The following is a 15,352-nucleotide window of genomic DNA, read 5'->3' on the forward strand; positions in this document are numbered from 1 at the left end:
CAGTATCCAGTATTCAGTAGCGGTTTTAAGTTCTCATGCGACTGCTACTGCTACTGCTACTGAATACTGGATACTGAAAACTGAATACTGCCAGCTGAATACTGCCAGCTGAATACTGCTTACTTTAAAATTTTATCAATCAATTCTTGTTTGGCTTTTTCATCATCACCAAATAACCATTGTAACACGTTATCCTCCCAAATTTGACCTTTTTCGGTTTCTGAAATTATCTTTTTTTCTACTGCTAAATCTAAAATTTTTCCGGGATACGAAGATTGTTTGTCACTTTCCATTTCTCCTAACGGATACGGATCATCTAAACCCATTAAAACCTGACTTGTGCCTTGTCTTTGAAACATCAATTTTAACGAATCTGTATCATGTACAAGTGTGTCAAAGAAAATATTTTTATGTCCTACAGCTCTTCTTGGATGGTATTTTCCTTCAAATAAATCGGGCCTTCCATCAAAACCTTGAATACGTCTTCCTAAATTCATTTGTGCCAATTGACCACCATGTGCAAAGCAAGTTCTAATGTTTGGATAGCGCTCTTGCATACCGTTTAAAGTATAAAAATGATACGCATCTCCACATTGTGCCAACATCCAAATTAAATGAAAACGCCAATTTGTGTTTTCTAGTTTTATCATTTTATCACCGTCATACGGATGAATTTCAATTGCCAATTTGTACTTGTCTGCCAATTCAAAAATTCGATCGTTTTCTTCATCAAAAACACAACGCCACTGCCCAATAGAATCCATAAAATGCGTTGGCAAACACAACACTTTTAAGCCTAATTCTTCTACACAACGTTTCATTTCATCTAATGCACCATAGATAAAACCCGGATGCACCACAAATCCGCAAGTAAATTTATCTGGATGACTATGCTGTACTTTTGCGTTAAAATCATTCTGAAAACGAAGTGCTTTTTTCATTTCCTCCAAACGCAATCCATTACCATATAATTGTGAAAGGTTTAAAACTACCGCATGATCAATTTTATTTTTTTGCATCCAAAGAAGTTTTTCATCTAAGAAAAAACTAGAATCTGTTACAGGTCGTCTCCACCCTTTTTGCAACATATGTTTGCGCTCATCATCTACCCAAAAAATTTCTTTTTCCTTCATAAATTGAGGAATTTCTTCTGGATATGGTAATAAATGAGAATGTCCGTTTATGCGTAGTTTTCTTTTTTCCATTTTATTTTGGTTGAATACAAATCATCGTTCCTTGTAATGTTGCAAAAGTAATTTCTTCACTTTCGTCTGTTATTTTGGCCTCACAAAAAACCAACGTTCTTCCTGATTTTATGACGGTACCTGTTGCAATAATGGTATTGGAAGTTGCCGGTTTCATTAAATTAGTTTTAAACTCTACGCTTAAAACATCAGCTCCTTTTGGCATCGTTGTTAAAGCTGCATAACCGCAAGCTGCGTCTGCAATAGTGGTAATAACACCTGCATGAAAAAATCCATTTTGTTGTGTTAGTTTATCGCTTTTTTTACAAGAAAGTTTTACAATTCCTTTTTCGATCGAAATAATTTCCACACCTAAATATTGCAGAAATCCCTGCTTACTATGACTTTCTAAAATTTCTTGTTTCATAAAAACTATTTAATTTTCTTTGGTGCCTCCATTACTGTTCCACAAGTATCACAAGTACATTTTTCTACATCAGAGTAATAATTATCAAAAATAATTGGCATGTCTGTTTCAATATTATCTAGTGCAAATTCCTCTCTATATAATTGATTTCCACAGTTTTCGCAATACCATTCTAAAGCATCTAACATTCTTCTAGAACGCGGGTACTCAATTACTAAACCAACAGTGTTTTCTTTTCTTTGTGGTGAGTGGGGCACTTTTGCAGGCAATAAATAAATATCGCCTTCATTAATTTCTACATCCATCATTTTGCCTTTATCATCAATGATTTTCAAAATCATATCTCCTTCAACTTGATAAAAGAATTCTGGAGTTTCATTATAATGATAATCTTTTCTATTATTCGGGCCACCAACAACCATTACAATATATTCACCATTTTTCCAAACTTGTTTGTTACCAACTGGTGGTTTTAATAAATGACGATTTTCATCAATCCATTTTTTAAAATTTAAAGGTTTTACGAGTGTACTCATTTTTCTGAAAATTAGATTATTAGACTTATACATCCAAGATCATTTAAGATAACTAAAAATAGACCTACTTCTAGATATCTCGATTCTTTGGTTCTTGGTTCTTGGTTCTTTTTAAAGTGATTTCGTTCTTCCACCATCAACAGGAAGATTGATTCCGTTTATATAACTCGCCTTTTCACTAGCTAAAAACACAATTGCACTAGCAGTTTCTTCTGGTTTTGCAAATCGTTTTGCAGGCGAATAATTTTTCATTGTGGCAGTCATTTGCTCAATAGTTGTATTTTCATTGTTTGCTTTTATCTTAATAATTTCTGATAAACGCACCGTTTCTGTAAACCCTGGTAACACATTGTTAACCGTTATTCCGTGACTACCTATTTCTTCCGACAAAGTTTTTGACCAATTAGCAACGGCGTTTCTAATAGTATTACTTACTCCTAAACCCGGAATTGGTTCTTTTACAGATGTTGAAATTACATTAATAATTCTTCCAAAACACTGTGTTTTCATAAAAGGAACTAAAGCTTGCACCAAAATATGATTACATACTAAATGTTGCGAAAAAGCTTGTTGAAATTGGTCTAAAGTTGCGTCTAAAATTGCACCACTTCTTGGACCTCCTGTATTATTTATTAAAATATGGAACTGTAAATTAGAATTTTCTATCACTTTTTTCAGTTCTTCTGGTTTCGAAAAATCTGCTACTAAATAGCTGTGACATTGCGTATCGTTTTCTAATTCTGATAAAACAGCTTTTAACTTTTCTTCATTTCTAGCGATCAAGGTAACATTTGCCCCTTCTTTTGCTAATAAAATTGCAGTTGCTTTGCCTATTCCTTGTGTACTACCGCAAACTAATGCGTTTTTATTTTTTAAATTTAATTCCATATTTCTAATGATATAAGAAGTAAAAACCAAGAATTAAGACTGCTCTCTTTTCTCTTGGCTCTTTCATCTTGATTCTTATTTACTCTCTTCAATTATCTGTTTAATCTTAACTGCTTTCTCGAAATGATCTAATTGGTGTTTTTCAATCCACCAAGTTACGACTTCCATTAATAAAGCTGCGTTGTCATTTTTATTCTTAAAAAATGCGTAAAAGGACAAACCAACATTTTCTCCTTTTTTTGCAATCTTTTCATCACAAACCTGAATTATTTTTTCATTGATTTCTTTATTCATATATTAATTTTGCTCTTTTACTTAGTTTTTCCATAATCATTTCCGGTTTTTTTAAAGCTTCAAAACCAAATTTTTCATAAAGAGAATGAGCATCTTTAGTGGCTAATATCCATTTCTCTATTTTTTGCAAATCAGAATGATTTAAAATTTTAGCTATCAATAATTTAGACAATCCTTTTCCTCTATAATTTTCAGCTACAATAACATCTAAAAGATACGCAAAAAACACTTTATCGGTCATTACTCTTGCAAATGCAATTTGAGTATTATTATAAAACAATCCAAAATTAAGCGTATTTTCTAATGCTATTTTTTGTTCTTCTATGGTTCTTAAATTTCCCCAATATGAGTTTTTAATTAGCTTAAAAATCACATCAAAATCCATATCTTTTTTATCATCAGAAAAATAAATGTCATCAGTAATTTTATTCATATTGAATACAAATATTCTTTGGTTCTGTAAAAAAACGCAACGCTTCAAAACCTCCTTCTCTGCCAACTCCCGAGTCTTTTTGCCCACCAAAAGGTGTTCTTAAATCGCGTAACATCCAAGTATTTACCCAAACAATGCCTGTGTGTAATTGTTTAGAAAACTGCATCGTTCTATTTAGATTGTTAGTCCATAAGGTAGATGACAATCCATATTTTACATCATTCGCTAAAGATAGGGCTTCTTCATCAGTTTTAAACGACATGATGGTTACAACTGGTCCAAAAATTTCTTCCTGATTTAAGCTGCATTTATTATCAAATACTTCAATAATTGTGGGTTGTAAATAATAACCCTGTTCACACTCTTTAACGGCAACTTTATCACCTCCAAAAAGGATTTTCCCTCCTTCATTTTCTGCTAAATCAATATACCTTTTTACTTTTTCTAAATGTTCTTTGGATACTAAAGCACCAATATTTGTACTTTCTTCGGATGGATTTCCTACTTTTAATTCAGCTACTTTTTTAATGAAATCTTTTTTGAATTTATCATAAATTTTTTCTTCCACAAAAATTCGGCTTCCGCATAAACATATCTGACCTTGATTTGCAAATGAAGAACGCACGGTAGTTGCCAACATTTTGTCGTAATCGCAATCCGCAAAAATAATATTCGGATTTTTACCTCCTAATTCTAATGACAATTTCTTAAACATAGGTGCAGCAACACTTGCAATATGAGCTCCTGTTTTTGTACCTCCCGTAAATGAAATTGCTTTTATTTTTGGATGTGCTACAATTGCTTGTCCTGTTGAGGTTCCTAAACCATGAACAATATTTAAAACCCCTTTTGGCAAGCCAGCTTCTGTACAAATTTGACCTAATAAAAAAGCGGTCATTGGTGTAATTTCACTTGGTTTTGCAACCACACAATTTCCTGCTGCAATTGCAGGTGCAATTTTCCATGTAAATAAATACAAAGGTAAATTCCAAGGCGAAATGCAACCTACAACTCCTATTGGCTGGCGCAACGTAAAATTAACCGCATTTAAACCAACACTTTCATGCGCTTCGGATGAAAACTGAGTAATCGCATTTGCAAAAAACCGAAAATTACTTGCAGCTCTTGGTATATCTACTTGCTTTGCTAAACTAATTGGTTTGCCGTTGTCTTTAGATTCCGCTTCTGCTAAAAAGTCTAATTTCTCTAAAATTAAATCAGCTATTTTAGAAAGGATTTTGCTTCTTTTATCCAAGGTAGTATTGCTCCATGTTGGAAATGCTTTTTGCGCTGCTTCGTATGCTTTCTGTACATCTTCTTTTGTTGAACTCGGAATTTGCCCGTAGACTTCTCCAATTGCAGGATTGTAATTATCTATCCAATTATTCTGAATCGGGTTTACAAATTCGCCATTTATGTAGTTTTGAATTTTCATTGTTTACTATTTAAGTCAGACGCTATTAAAAGTAATAAATCTTTTATTTCTGTATCTGGATTTTCTCTGTAATTTATAACATCTTGCGTAAAAGAAAGTTTCATTCCCAAAAGATTCCGAATTCTTTTTTGTTTTAAAATCTGTGAATACTCATTTGTCTTTTCTTTTTCAATAGAAATATTCGGGATATTGTATTTTATTAACGGAATAAAATTGATGTCGTTTTCAAAAATAGCATCTATTCTAATTTGATGTACATTTAATCTGTCCTCAAGTAAATCTTTTAATTTATTTATGCTAAACTCAAAACCAGAAAATTTTTCATTAATTTCTTTGCTTTTTATCAAACTTAATTTGTTGGTGTTTTTTAAGTTAATATAGGCATTTACAGTTGGTGAATCCGTTTGTAAATCCCAAACTGCACTTTCAAAAATTGAGTCTGTAACACTTTTTTTATCTTGAATTAAATCAATTCCAAGAATAAACATAAGTGACTTTTTCAACTCTTTTTCTTCTAAAATTAATACTTCCGATTGTTGTTTGGCAAGCGTTAGATTTTCGAATAAATTATTTAGAACTACTGTTTCTTCTATGTTGGCTTTTCTATTTTCATTCCAATTATTAATCTGCAAAGCAATCAAAATACCAATAACCACCAATGCAATTTCACCAATGGCATATTTAAAGTATTTACTGGTTTTATTTTCCATTAGTAGGTTTTGACGGATTTTTCTAAAGAGTTTTATCATTGAAGTACGCTATTTATTTGCTCAAGAGAACGTTCAGACAGTCTAAGCACATCTTCTATTTTTCTTTTTATTATTTCTTTTTCTTTAAAATCAGTTTTTAATATATTTCTTACTATTGGTGATTTTAGCAACTTAATCAATTCTTTTTTCCGTTCAATTGAATCCCCAATAAAAGTATCGCCATCGTTGTAATATTTTAATTCATAACTCTTTTGCTGATAACGCCAAAACTCATTCGCTTGATCGACTTCTTTATTGTGACTGTTTAGCGACCTTTTTAAAAATGGCCATTGAAATCCATAAAGTTCTTGTAATTCTATAAAAATAGCGTTGTATTTTCCGTATGCCGTAATCTGTGAATTTTCAAATCTTTTTTGTAGGGTTGGACTATAATCTAGATTAAGATAATGCACCTCAACCTTCAGTTCTAAAGACTGTAACTTAATTGTATCTAGTCTTCTATTTTTTAAAAGTTTATCTTTTTCTTCTTTTTCAACTTCAATAAACTTTATATCCCGTTTAGAATTTTCTATGTTTAATTTAAGTTCTTCTTTATACTCCACCAGAAATTGTTTAAGTATTGCTTGATTATTTTTTTGTTGATTCCAAGTATTAATTTGAAGCGCAATTAAAATACCAACAACGACAAGAATGACTTCACCAAGTGCATATTTAAAATATTTGGATGTTCTACCTTCATTCAGAACTTTTTCACGGGTTTTTCGAAAGAATTTTATCATTGTTTTAATGATTTATAATTAAGTTTAATATAACGGATGATAGCCTCCGCTTTTTTTTGAACACTTATAAATTTGGGTTCAAAAAAATTAGCACCACCATTTATATAGCGACATAGAGGCAATATTCTTTTGTCTTCAAAAATTGCTTTATACGCTTTTTTACTGGGTGGTTTTGGTGTGTTTGTTGGAAAAAACTTTTTATGATCTGCGTCTAAAAAGAGTTCATATTTTATTTTTCTAAGATCTAATCTACTTTGGTTTCCTGATTCTGAAAAATTAGTAGTTAAACTAGTGTAACTATCATAATAATCTTGCAACATCCTTAATAATATAGTGTCTGGAAATTCAGCCAGACTGCCCGAAGAATTTAAAAGTTTCCAAGTATTGGTTTGTTCCGGGTAATTATAAACACCTGTAAACGCATTAAAATCTAGAATAAAGGCGAGAGAATCAGATATATAATGTGTTTCAGACTCCATAATTGCAATGATGTTTTTGCCCGCTTTTATTTCTCTTTGTAAGGATTTCGTTGTTCGGTTTTGTTCTAGCGTATCTATCGAGATGTCTTTAGCAAGAGATAATATATTGGTATGAATTTGTTTTTCTTGTTTTCTGGCTTCATGCCAATTATTTATTTGTAGTGCAATTAAAATTCCAATAACTACCAGTATAATTTCGCCAACAGCATATTTAAAATATTTAGATGTTTTATTTTCCATAACTAAAGATTTTCTAATATGTCTAAAGAATTTTATCATGTTTTATTCTTTCTTATTTGCATTCTAATTTCTGAAAGCTTTTTTAAACTAGATGTTATACTATTTACCGTACCGTTTCTATTATCTCGATATATTTTAAAAAGTACAATAGTAGAAGGTTTCTCAAAGAAGTTTTTAGAATTAGTTGGCACACAGAAATCTTTCCACTTAAAATCTAAAAAATCCTCTTTAATTACAGGATTCCAATCAGTCTGAAAAGAGTCTTCTACATCCTGCAAACTTTCATATACTTTAAAAAGACTTTCGTCGTAATATGAAATCAAAGATAATTGCAACTCATTATTTGAAATAAATTCTATTCCTTTAGACTTTAATACTTCAAAAGCACTAGATTGAGATTTAAAACGCTCAAAACAGATAATCTTTCCCATCCAATTATCAAGATTACTAGTATATATTTTTCTTGAAACTTGAGACAACAGACTATCTGTTAATTGTATGGCAAGTTTAGCCGAAAATAATTCTTTGGACATTGCGATAGAATCTTGTTCGAGATTTTGATCTATTAAACCAATAATCTCTTGCTCAAATTTTTTTGCCTTAAGTACTTCGTTCCAATTATTAATTTGCAAAGCAATCAAAATCCCAATTACTACCAAAACAATTTCGCCAATTGCATATTTAAAGTACTTGGATGTTTTATTTTCCATAAGTAGGTTTTGACGGATTTTTCGGAAGAGTTTTATCATAACATATAATATGTTTTTATTTATCGATTTCGATGTTTATTAAATTAATCATTTGGTTTAGACTCGCTTTGTATTTTGGATACGTCTTAATTATCATAACACGAGATTTGCCATAATGTAAAAGACAAAGGCTTTCGAATTTTTTTGATTGTAATAAGGGTTTGAGCGAATTCGTTCCCAAAGGTTCTCCTAACTTTTGGGTATCAAATGATTCAAGGAACGAGTAAACGTATCTGGTACTGATTAGTTCTTCATCAAAAAATAAATTGTCAATTTCTTTTAAGGTTTCTTTTAAGTTCTCTTCTTGATATTTTACAAGATAAGTGTTCGTGTCCCAAGAGGCTATTAATTTCCTAATACTATCATTTTTTATATACTGCAAGCCACCTGAAGAAATAATTTCACTTATGGCACCCGTTTCAATATTGGTTATTACGTCATCATTATAAATATCAAAATAAAATTTAAATATTGTTTTATCGCTTGTACTATCTATTGCTTTAGAGGAACTCATTATTTTAACCAATACTTCTTCCCTTTTCATAAAATCTAAAATGTGCTGTTCTTCTTTGTTAACATTTTGCAGGTTGCTTTCCATTTCATTTTTTAAAGATTTTAAATAATCAATCTGTTTTTTATGGTTCGCATTTTCTTCATTCCAATTATTAATTTGAAGTGCAATTAAAATACCAATAACTACCAATACAATTTCGCCAATTGCATATTTAAAGTATTTGGTGGTTTTTCCTTCTTTTAAAAGGTTTTGACGAATTTTTCTAAAAAATTTAATCATCATCCCCACTCTTTTGTAAGTCTTTCTCTATCAATTCGTTTAACTTTAAAAGAAGATGAATCATTTTTTTATGCGCACTTTTTAGTCCTACATTATTCATGACAGAAAGCTTTAGTCCATTTCTAAATTCATTAATTTTTAGCAGTCTATTATAATCAGGAATTACAGTAAGTACCGGAATTTGTGATGGAGCACTATAAGTTGGTATTCCTGTTGCTGCAGTTTTTTGAACATCTAATAAATTGAGTACTTCACCATTTTTTATAGAAACATTATAAAGATACTCTTCATATTCTCTATACATATGATGCTCACTATTATTTATAGACACATACATTTTATCTAGTTCTAATAATTGATATTTAATAGCGTCGTTAGTAATATAATTGAGATTACCAGAACTCAATAATTCTTTATACGTATTGTTTGTAGGAATGAATATTTGCCTAGAAAACACTTGGTTAATGGTCATTTCTAATTCTATTACATCAAGTGCTGTTTCTAATGTTTTAAAATCGAGCAGTCGTGCCGCAGCTTTTATGGTACCACCTCTGTACTTGATAATACTATCATTATTTACTCGTTCTAATTTAACATCTGCTTGCAAATTTTTAAGATATTTTACTTCTTGCTTGCGAAACTTTTGCTCCTCATTACTATTATTTATAGCAAGAGCAATCAAAATACCAATTACTACAAGAATTATTTCTCCTATAGCGTAGAGTAAATACTTCGTTGTATTGTTTTTTTTAATCATTGATTTCCGGATATTTTTAAAGAGTTTTATCAACTACTTTTTCTTAAATGCCGTTACTTTTATCTCTACTACCAAATCTGGATGTGGCAATTGATGCACAGCAACGGTAGTTCTTGTTGGCCCTGTCTCTTTGTCAAAAAAGGTTCCATATACCTTGTTGTAGCCTGCAAAATCATTCATGTTTACTAAGAATGTAGAAACGTCTACCACATCTTTTAAACTTGCCCTAACCGTTTGCAAATTGATATCAATGTTTTTTAATACTTCGCTAGTTTGTGTTTCTATATTTAGAAATTTTGTTCCCATTTCGTCAATAATATCAACGCCTGCGATGGTATTGTCTGCGCGTCTAGAACTTGTTCCTGATACAAAAATAAAATCTCCCACAACTTTTACATGTGGATATGCGCCTCTTGGTGTTACTTTTTTTTCTGACATAATTATTTTATATAAATAGACCTCACAGGTTTTAAAAACCTGTGAGGTCTTTACCCAATTCTAACAACTTTAAAGCTGTTCTTAAATTTCTTGATGTTGCAATAACATTCAATTTTTTCTCAATACTATTATTCGTTAATTTTGTATTACCAAATCCTGTTGGGCAATATAAATACACAATATCATTTACTATTTTATATTGATCTTCTCCACTATTATTGATTTCAATTGCTGTAATTTCTGATGTTCTATCCAAAAAAGCAAAAGCCACTATTTTTTCATTTTCTAATGAAAAAGGATACTTCTCAATTGCTTTTTTCCATTCTGGAATTGTTCTTATAATAACAGGAACATCATAGTAAAACCTCTCTTTAATTCCTTCTTTTATTTGCTGACAGATTTCTGCTTTTGTTTTATTTGAATCTAAAATAATATTACCACTTTGAATGTAGGTTTGTACGTTTAGAAACTTCATGTTATGTAACATTTGGCGTAATGCTGCCATCGGAATTTTATTTTTTCCGGATACATTAATTCCTCTTAATAAAACAATATATCTTTCCAATTTGCTTTTTAAACTTCTTGTTGCTTTCGACAATCAATACCATTATACCTGGGTTAGCCCTGATTGAAATGGCATCCTTTTTTCTTTTTCAGAAAAAAGATATAATGGAAAGCAGGAAATAGCTTCTAAAAAAACTACATTCCTGCAATTTTATCCTCTTCTAAAATGGCATTTGTTTCTTCTTTTACTTTATCTAAAATAACTTTCAACTCCTCTTTTGTCATGTTTAAGTTTGTATGCACAGCGGCATCTGCAACTAAATTTAGCAAGGCTTTGTCTTGTGCTCGCCCTCTTGTCATCGCTTCATGATACCCAATATTTTCATTAAACGTAACTAAAGAATATTTAGAAAAATACTGCGTAGGAAAATGCTTTTCTAAATCCATTTCAATCTTTCTTTTTTCTTTAAAAAGCGGATTTGCCACATGGTCTCGCATTTCATAAAAATTATCAATTGCCAAATCTGCAATCGCATCTGTATCTATTTTTCTTGCTTTTTGATAGGCTTTAAAAACAGCTTGCCAATCACCTACGTTTTTATCTAATATTTCATCAAAAACCACCACATCTTCAAAAGAAGCGTTCATTCCTTGTCCGTAAAACGGCACAATTGCATGCGAAGAATCGCCTAATAATAGGGTCTTATTTTTATAAAACCAAGGCGAACATTTTACGGTTCCTAAAGGTCCGGTTGGGTTGTTTGTAAACTCTTCTAAAATATTAGGAATTAGAGCCAACGCATCTGGGAATTCTTTTTCAAAAAAGGCGGTAATTTTTTCTTCGGATATTAAATTATCGAAATTAAACTCGCCTTCATCATAACTTAAAAACAGGGTTACTGTAAAACTACCATCCATATTTGGCAACGCAATTAACATAAAATCGCCTCTTGGCCAAATGTGCAAATGCCCTTTACTTATTTGATGATTCCCGGTTTTATCCGCAGGAATTTCTAACTCTTTATACCCGTGATTTAAATAATTTTGAGCATAACTAAATAAAAATTTACGTTCAGAAATATAGCTTTTTCTTAAAATTGAACCAGCACCATCGGTACCAAAAAGAACTGTTGCGTTTACCGTAAATTCTTCATCCGTTTCGTAATCTTTAAAATGCGCAATCGTATTTTCGATAGCTACTTTTTGACATCGTTTATTAAAGTAAAGAGTTACATTTTCATGTTTTTCTGCTTCGTCTAATAAAAGAGCGTTTAAATCCCCTCTAGAAATACTGTTGATATATTCATTATCTCGTCCAGAATAGTTCGAAGAAAAAGTGTTGCCAGCGGTATCATGCATCAATCTGCCATACATTGGTATGCAAATCTCTCTTGCTTTTTCTTCCATTCCGCATAAACGCAATGCCTTTAAACCTCTATCGGATAAAGCCAAATTGATCGATCTTCCTGCAGAAATATCTACTTTTCGCAAATCGGGTCTACTTTCATACACCTCTACTTTATAACCTCTTTGCGCTAATCGTAACGCTAATAATGAGCCACATAAACCAGCTCCTATAATTAATATGTTCTCTTTTTTATTCATTTATTTCTTATTTAATCCTGATCCACACCACGGACAATTTCTAATTGCGATTAAAGAAGGCCCTCCATCGTGAATTGGTATCGCAAAGCTTTTATCAACTTTTTGATAAATGATTGCTTCGTTTTCATTCTTTTTGCCTGAGAAAGTATGGTATGCCAAAACAGGGCAGCAAAAATTCTCTGTGTTAAAGTTTTCTTTTATCAACTCCTGCTTCAAATACCATTCGTAAAAATGATGATGATCATCTTTTGCGTCTAAAAAAGCATCATATTCAGCTGTTCTCCAACCTGATTTTGAGTAGTCAATATTTTCAAATTTCTGATATAATTTTTTAAACTCTGTAAAATTCATTGTTGCAATGCTGTTTATTTAAACTCCTTTTCATTTCATAAAAAACGAAGAAAAATCAAGTTTTACTATTTTAAAAGTGTTTCTAAAATAGTGACCATTCTAAACACATCTTCAAAAGAAGTGTACATTGGCACAGGCGCACAACGAATTACATCAGGTTCTCGCCAATCGGTAATAATATTATTTTGGGTAAGTTTTTTATGTAAATTCTTATCTGCATTTTTAACTTGAATCGATAATTGGCAACCTCTTTCTTTTGGGTTTTTCGGCGTGATAATGCTAATATCATCAGAATCGATTTCATTGATTAAATACTCAAAATAACCGGTTAGTTTTTCTGATTTTTCTCTTAATGCATCCATCCCAACCTCATCAAACACATCTAAAGAAGCTTTAATTGCGGCCATCGATAAAATTGGCGGGTTGCTTAATTGCCAACCTTCTGCGCCTTCCATCACATCAAAAGGCTGTCTCATATTAAAACGTGTTTCTTTGTTATGATTCCACCAACCTGCAAAACGCGGCAAATCTTTATTTTTTGCATGTTTTTCGTGCACAAAAACACCGCCTAAACTTCCCGGACCTGCATTTAAATATTTGTACGTACACCAAGCTGCAAAATCTACATTTGAATCGTGTAAATTAGGTTGCACATTTCCTGCTCCGTGCGCCAAATCAATACCTACAATACAGTTTTTTGAATGCCCTATTTCTGCTATTTTTTTGATATCTAAAAACTGACCTGTATAATAATTTACGCCTCCAATTAATAATAGCGCAATTTCATCGCCTTCAAATTTAAGAATCGATTCTAAATCCTCGATATTTAAAAGCGTTTCTCCTGGTCTTGGTTTCCATTCTATAACTCCGTCTTCATCATCAAAACCATGAAATTTTAATTGAGATTTCACCGCATATCTATCCGAAGGAAAAGCATCGCTTTCAATAACAATTTTATATTTTGTTTTTGTTGGTCTGTAAAAAGAAACCATTAATAAGTGTAAATTTGTTGTAAGCGTATTCATTACCACCACTTCAATTGGTTTTGCACCTACAATTTTAGCCATCTTATCTGTTAATAATTCATGGTAATTTAACCATGGATTCTTCGCTTCAAAATGACCTTCTACACCAAGGTTTGCCCAATCTTCTAATTCTTGATTGATGTATTCTTTGGTCGATTTGGGCTGTAAACCCAAAGAATTTCCAGTAAAATACAACCATTCATTTCCGTTTTTATCTTTCGGAATATGAAATCGATTTCTTAAATGAGAAAGTGCATCCTCTTTATCTTGCTGTTTCGCAAATGCTTCTGTGTTTTGATATTTCATCAATACTAAAAATGATTTATCGTAAATATAAAACAATCCTATTGAGAATTGGTTGTTTCTACACGAATTTCGCAAAATCACAAAAACCTGTCTTTCTTGTTTTAAATGATTTTCTGCATTTTATGAAACAGCAATTTTGTTTTGTATTTTAGCAAAAAATCTATTCGAATGAAGTTTCTAAAATACGTTTCTTTTCTATTGCTGCTTATTTTAATGAAGTGCAAAAATGATGCAAAAATAATTTCTGAATTAGAGAATATTCATGCAACCATAAAAGCCGAATTTGCTCCTGACAAACGAGTTGAATTGTTTGACATCCATTTTGAATTGGCCGACAATCAACTTATTATAGAAGGAGAAACCACTTCTAAAAAAGCATTTTCAATTTTGCTAGATAGTTTAAACGCTAGAAAATTACAATTTACCAATAATGTGCGTGTTTTGCCAGATGCTGTTATTGGAGATCTACAGTTTGCCGTAGCTAAAAATTCGGTAATTAATATTCGTTCAGAACCAAAGCATTCTGCAGAGCTGGGTACGCAAGGTTTATTAGGCATGTCTTTAAAAGTATTGGATAAAAATGGCGATTTTTATAGAATTCAAACTCCAGATACTTATATTTCTTGGGTTGATAAAGGCGGAATTCAATTAATGACCAAAGAAGAGATTGCTACTTGGAATAATCGTAAAAAAGTAATTTACACTAAAAATTTTGGATATGTTTATGCTGATAAAAGCGAAAATTCTGAAATTATATCAGACATTACTTTAGGCGGAATTTTAAAATACATCTCTTTAGAGGCAAACTTCTATGAAGTAGCATATCCTGATCAAAGAATTGGTTTTATTAAAAAAGAGGAGGCAGTACTTTATGAATCTTGGTTAACAAATTTAGCTTCATCACCAGAAAATATTGAAAATGTTGCAAAAAATATGGTAGGTTTTCCTTATTTATGGGGCGGAACATCTGCTAAAGGAATGGATTGTAGCGGATTTACAAAAATGGTGTATTTAATGAACGGTTTTATAATTCCAAGAGATGCGTCTCAACAAATTAATGCTGGTAAAACGATAGATGCTACTTTAAAATTTGAAGGTTTAGAAAAAGGCGATTTACTATTTTTCGGAACAAAGGCAACCTCAGATCAAAAACAAAGAGTTGTTCATGTTGGTATTTGGTTGGGCAATGATAAAATGGAATTTATTCATGCTTCTGGCAATGTACATTTATCTTCTATGGATCAAAACCAATCGAATTATGACGAAATGAATAAAAATAGATACTTAGGGAGCAAACGTTATTTAGGTGTTAAAGATGCTATGATTGTTGACTTGAAAAAGAAGCTGAAGTTGTAGAAATAGCCGTCATTGCGAGGAACAAAGCAATCTGTTCAGTTTGGCATTCGTGTGCTCGTGCTA

19 protein-coding genes are annotated in these 15,352 nt (G+C 31.4%); 1 reads left to right on the top strand and 18 read right to left on the bottom strand.

The features are described from left to right. Positions 1 to 119: 119 nt before the first annotated feature. The 18 genes from BTO16_RS07830 to kynU form a co-directional block, all read right to left on the bottom strand. Positions 120 to 1,205, bottom strand: a complete 1,086-nt coding sequence (locus BTO16_RS07830) for an amidohydrolase family protein (protein ID WP_105021048.1) — start codon at positions 1,203 to 1,205, stop codon at positions 120 to 122. Between the two features lies 1 nt (position 1,206). After that, positions 1,207 to 1,611, bottom strand: a complete 405-nt coding sequence (locus tag BTO16_RS07835) for a PaaI family thioesterase (protein WP_105021049.1) — start codon at positions 1,609 to 1,611, stop codon at positions 1,207 to 1,209. A 5-nt stretch (positions 1,612 to 1,616) separates the two neighbouring features. Continuing rightward, entirely contained in the window at positions 1,617 to 2,147 is a 531-nt protein-coding gene (locus BTO16_RS07840; protein WP_105021050.1) for a 3-hydroxyanthranilate 3,4-dioxygenase, read from the bottom strand. Positions 2,148 to 2,258: 111 nt separating this feature from the next. Beyond that, positions 2,259 to 3,035 carry an SDR family oxidoreductase gene (locus BTO16_RS07845; protein ID WP_105021051.1) on the bottom strand — a complete coding sequence of 259 codons (777 nt, stop codon included), beginning with the start codon at positions 3,033 to 3,035 and terminating at the stop codon, positions 2,259 to 2,261. 75 nt (positions 3,036 to 3,110) lie between these two features. Then, positions 3,111 to 3,329 (bottom strand): DUF6500 family protein, encoded by a 219-nt coding sequence (locus BTO16_RS07850; protein WP_105021052.1) that lies wholly within the window; start codon positions 3,327 to 3,329, stop codon positions 3,111 to 3,113. Beyond that, positions 3,322 to 3,762 carry a GNAT family N-acetyltransferase gene (locus tag BTO16_RS07855; protein ID WP_105021053.1) on the bottom strand — a complete coding sequence of 147 codons (441 nt, stop codon included), beginning with the start codon at positions 3,760 to 3,762 and terminating at the stop codon, positions 3,322 to 3,324. The genes BTO16_RS07850 and BTO16_RS07855 overlap by 8 nt, the downstream gene beginning before the upstream one ends. Next, positions 3,755 to 5,197 carry an aldehyde dehydrogenase gene (locus BTO16_RS07860; RefSeq protein WP_105021054.1) on the bottom strand — a complete coding sequence of 481 codons (1,443 nt, stop codon included), beginning with the start codon at positions 5,195 to 5,197 and terminating at the stop codon, positions 3,755 to 3,757. The genes BTO16_RS07855 and BTO16_RS07860 overlap by 8 nt, the downstream gene beginning before the upstream one ends. Beyond that, complete coding sequence (locus BTO16_RS07865) at positions 5,194 to 5,907, bottom strand: DUF6090 family protein (RefSeq protein ID WP_170064386.1); 714 nt, start codon at positions 5,905 to 5,907, stop codon at positions 5,194 to 5,196. The genes BTO16_RS07860 and BTO16_RS07865 overlap by 4 nt, the downstream gene beginning before the upstream one ends. A 35-nt stretch (positions 5,908 to 5,942) precedes the next feature. After that, positions 5,943 to 6,686, bottom strand: coding sequence for a hypothetical protein (locus tag BTO16_RS07870; protein ID WP_105021056.1), 744 nt, complete (start codon positions 6,684 to 6,686; stop codon positions 5,943 to 5,945). Then, complete coding sequence (locus BTO16_RS07875; RefSeq protein WP_105021057.1) at positions 6,683 to 7,444, bottom strand: DUF6090 family protein; 762 nt, start codon at positions 7,442 to 7,444, stop codon at positions 6,683 to 6,685. Before BTO16_RS07875 ends, BTO16_RS07870 begins: the two co-directional genes overlap by 4 nt. Then, positions 7,441 to 8,115, bottom strand: a complete 675-nt coding sequence (locus BTO16_RS07880; protein WP_245892033.1) for a DUF6090 family protein — start codon at positions 8,113 to 8,115, stop codon at positions 7,441 to 7,443. Before BTO16_RS07880 ends, BTO16_RS07875 begins: the two co-directional genes overlap by 4 nt. Positions 8,116 to 8,170: 55 nt before the next feature. After that, a complete protein-coding gene (locus tag BTO16_RS07885; RefSeq protein WP_146105365.1) occupies positions 8,171 to 8,950 on the bottom strand; it encodes a DUF6090 family protein in 780 nt (259 codons plus the stop codon). After that, positions 8,940 to 9,704 (bottom strand): DUF6090 family protein, encoded by a 765-nt coding sequence (locus BTO16_RS07890; RefSeq protein WP_105021060.1) that lies wholly within the window; start codon positions 9,702 to 9,704, stop codon positions 8,940 to 8,942. The genes BTO16_RS07885 and BTO16_RS07890 overlap by 11 nt, the downstream gene beginning before the upstream one ends. A gap of 33 nt (positions 9,705 to 9,737) precedes the next feature. Continuing rightward, on the bottom strand, positions 9,738 to 10,142 hold the full coding sequence (locus BTO16_RS07895; protein ID WP_105021061.1) for a RidA family protein: 405 nt from the start codon (positions 10,140 to 10,142) through the stop codon (positions 9,738 to 9,740). 31 nt (positions 10,143 to 10,173) lie between these two features. Continuing rightward, the gene (locus BTO16_RS07900; protein ID WP_170064429.1) at positions 10,174 to 10,707 is read right to left on the bottom strand and encodes a DUF1697 domain-containing protein; all 534 of its coding nucleotides are present in this window, start codon (positions 10,705 to 10,707) and stop codon (positions 10,174 to 10,176) included. Positions 10,708 to 10,841: 134 nt separating this feature from the next. Beyond that, entirely contained in the window at positions 10,842 to 12,251 is a 1,410-nt protein-coding gene (locus BTO16_RS07905; RefSeq protein WP_105021063.1) for an FAD-dependent oxidoreductase, read from the bottom strand. After that, positions 12,252 to 12,602, bottom strand: a complete 351-nt coding sequence (locus BTO16_RS07910) for a DUF6980 family protein (protein ID WP_105021064.1) — start codon at positions 12,600 to 12,602, stop codon at positions 12,252 to 12,254. Positions 12,603 to 12,667: 65 nt separating this feature from the next. Then, complete coding sequence (gene kynU / locus BTO16_RS07915) at positions 12,668 to 13,933, bottom strand: kynureninase (protein WP_105021065.1); 1,266 nt, start codon at positions 13,931 to 13,933, stop codon at positions 12,668 to 12,670. 168 nt (positions 13,934 to 14,101) lie between these two features. On the opposite strand from kynU, the gene BTO16_RS07920 reads away from it, so the two are divergent. Further along, positions 14,102 to 15,289 carry a C40 family peptidase gene (locus BTO16_RS07920; RefSeq protein WP_105021066.1) on the top strand — a complete coding sequence of 396 codons (1,188 nt, stop codon included), beginning with the start codon at positions 14,102 to 14,104 and terminating at the stop codon, positions 15,287 to 15,289. The last annotated feature ends 63 nt before the right edge of the window (positions 15,290 to 15,352 follow it).

The sequence above is a fragment of the Polaribacter glomeratus genome (assembly GCF_002954665.1).
Classification (GTDB): Bacteria; Bacteroidota; Bacteroidia; order Flavobacteriales; family Flavobacteriaceae; genus Polaribacter; species Polaribacter glomeratus.

Bases quoted from the DNA above. Each gene is read 5' to 3' on its own strand.
- BTO16_RS07830 (WP_105021048.1), bottom strand. From the start codon at position 1,205: ATGGAAAAAAGAAAACTACGCATAAACGGACATTCTCATTTATTACCA.
- BTO16_RS07835 (WP_105021049.1), bottom strand. From the start codon at position 1,611: ATGAAACAAGAAATTTTAGAAAGTCATAGTAAGCAGGGATTTCTGCAA.
- BTO16_RS07840 (WP_105021050.1), bottom strand. From the start codon at position 2,147: ATGAGTACACTCGTAAAACCTTTAAATTTTAAAAAATGGATTGATGAA.
- BTO16_RS07845 (WP_105021051.1), bottom strand. From the start codon at position 3,035: ATGGAATTAAATTTAAAAAATAAAAACGCATTAGTTTGCGGTAGTACA.
- BTO16_RS07850 (WP_105021052.1), bottom strand. From the start codon at position 3,329: ATGAATAAAGAAATCAATGAAAAAATAATTCAGGTTTGTGATGAAAAG.
- BTO16_RS07855 (WP_105021053.1), bottom strand. From the start codon at position 3,762: ATGAATAAAATTACTGATGACATTTATTTTTCTGATGATAAAAAAGAT.
- BTO16_RS07860 (WP_105021054.1), bottom strand. From the start codon at position 5,197: ATGAAAATTCAAAACTACATAAATGGCGAATTTGTAAACCCGATTCAG.
- BTO16_RS07865 (WP_170064386.1), bottom strand. From the start codon at position 5,907: ATGGAAAATAAAACCAGTAAATACTTTAAATATGCCATTGGTGAAATT.
- BTO16_RS07870 (WP_105021056.1), bottom strand. From the start codon at position 6,686: ATGATAAAATTCTTTCGAAAAACCCGTGAAAAAGTTCTGAATGAAGGT.
- BTO16_RS07875 (WP_105021057.1), bottom strand. From the start codon at position 7,444: ATGATAAAATTCTTTAGACATATTAGAAAATCTTTAGTTATGGAAAAT.
- BTO16_RS07880 (WP_245892033.1), bottom strand. From the start codon at position 8,115: ATGGAAAATAAAACATCCAAGTACTTTAAATATGCAATTGGCGAAATT.
- BTO16_RS07885 (WP_146105365.1), bottom strand. From the start codon at position 8,950: ATGATGATTAAATTTTTTAGAAAAATTCGTCAAAACCTTTTAAAAGAA.
- BTO16_RS07890 (WP_105021060.1), bottom strand. From the start codon at position 9,704: ATGATTAAAAAAAACAATACAACGAAGTATTTACTCTACGCTATAGGA.
- BTO16_RS07895 (WP_105021061.1), bottom strand. From the start codon at position 10,142: ATGTCAGAAAAAAAAGTAACACCAAGAGGCGCATATCCACATGTAAAA.
- BTO16_RS07905 (WP_105021063.1), bottom strand. From the start codon at position 12,251: ATGAATAAAAAAGAGAACATATTAATTATAGGAGCTGGTTTATGTGGC.
- BTO16_RS07910 (WP_105021064.1), bottom strand. From the start codon at position 12,602: ATGAATTTTACAGAGTTTAAAAAATTATATCAGAAATTTGAAAATATT.
- kynU (WP_105021065.1), bottom strand. From the start codon at position 13,933: ATGAAATATCAAAACACAGAAGCATTTGCGAAACAGCAAGATAAAGAG.
- BTO16_RS07920 (WP_105021066.1), top strand. From the start codon at position 14,102: ATGAAGTTTCTAAAATACGTTTCTTTTCTATTGCTGCTTATTTTAATG.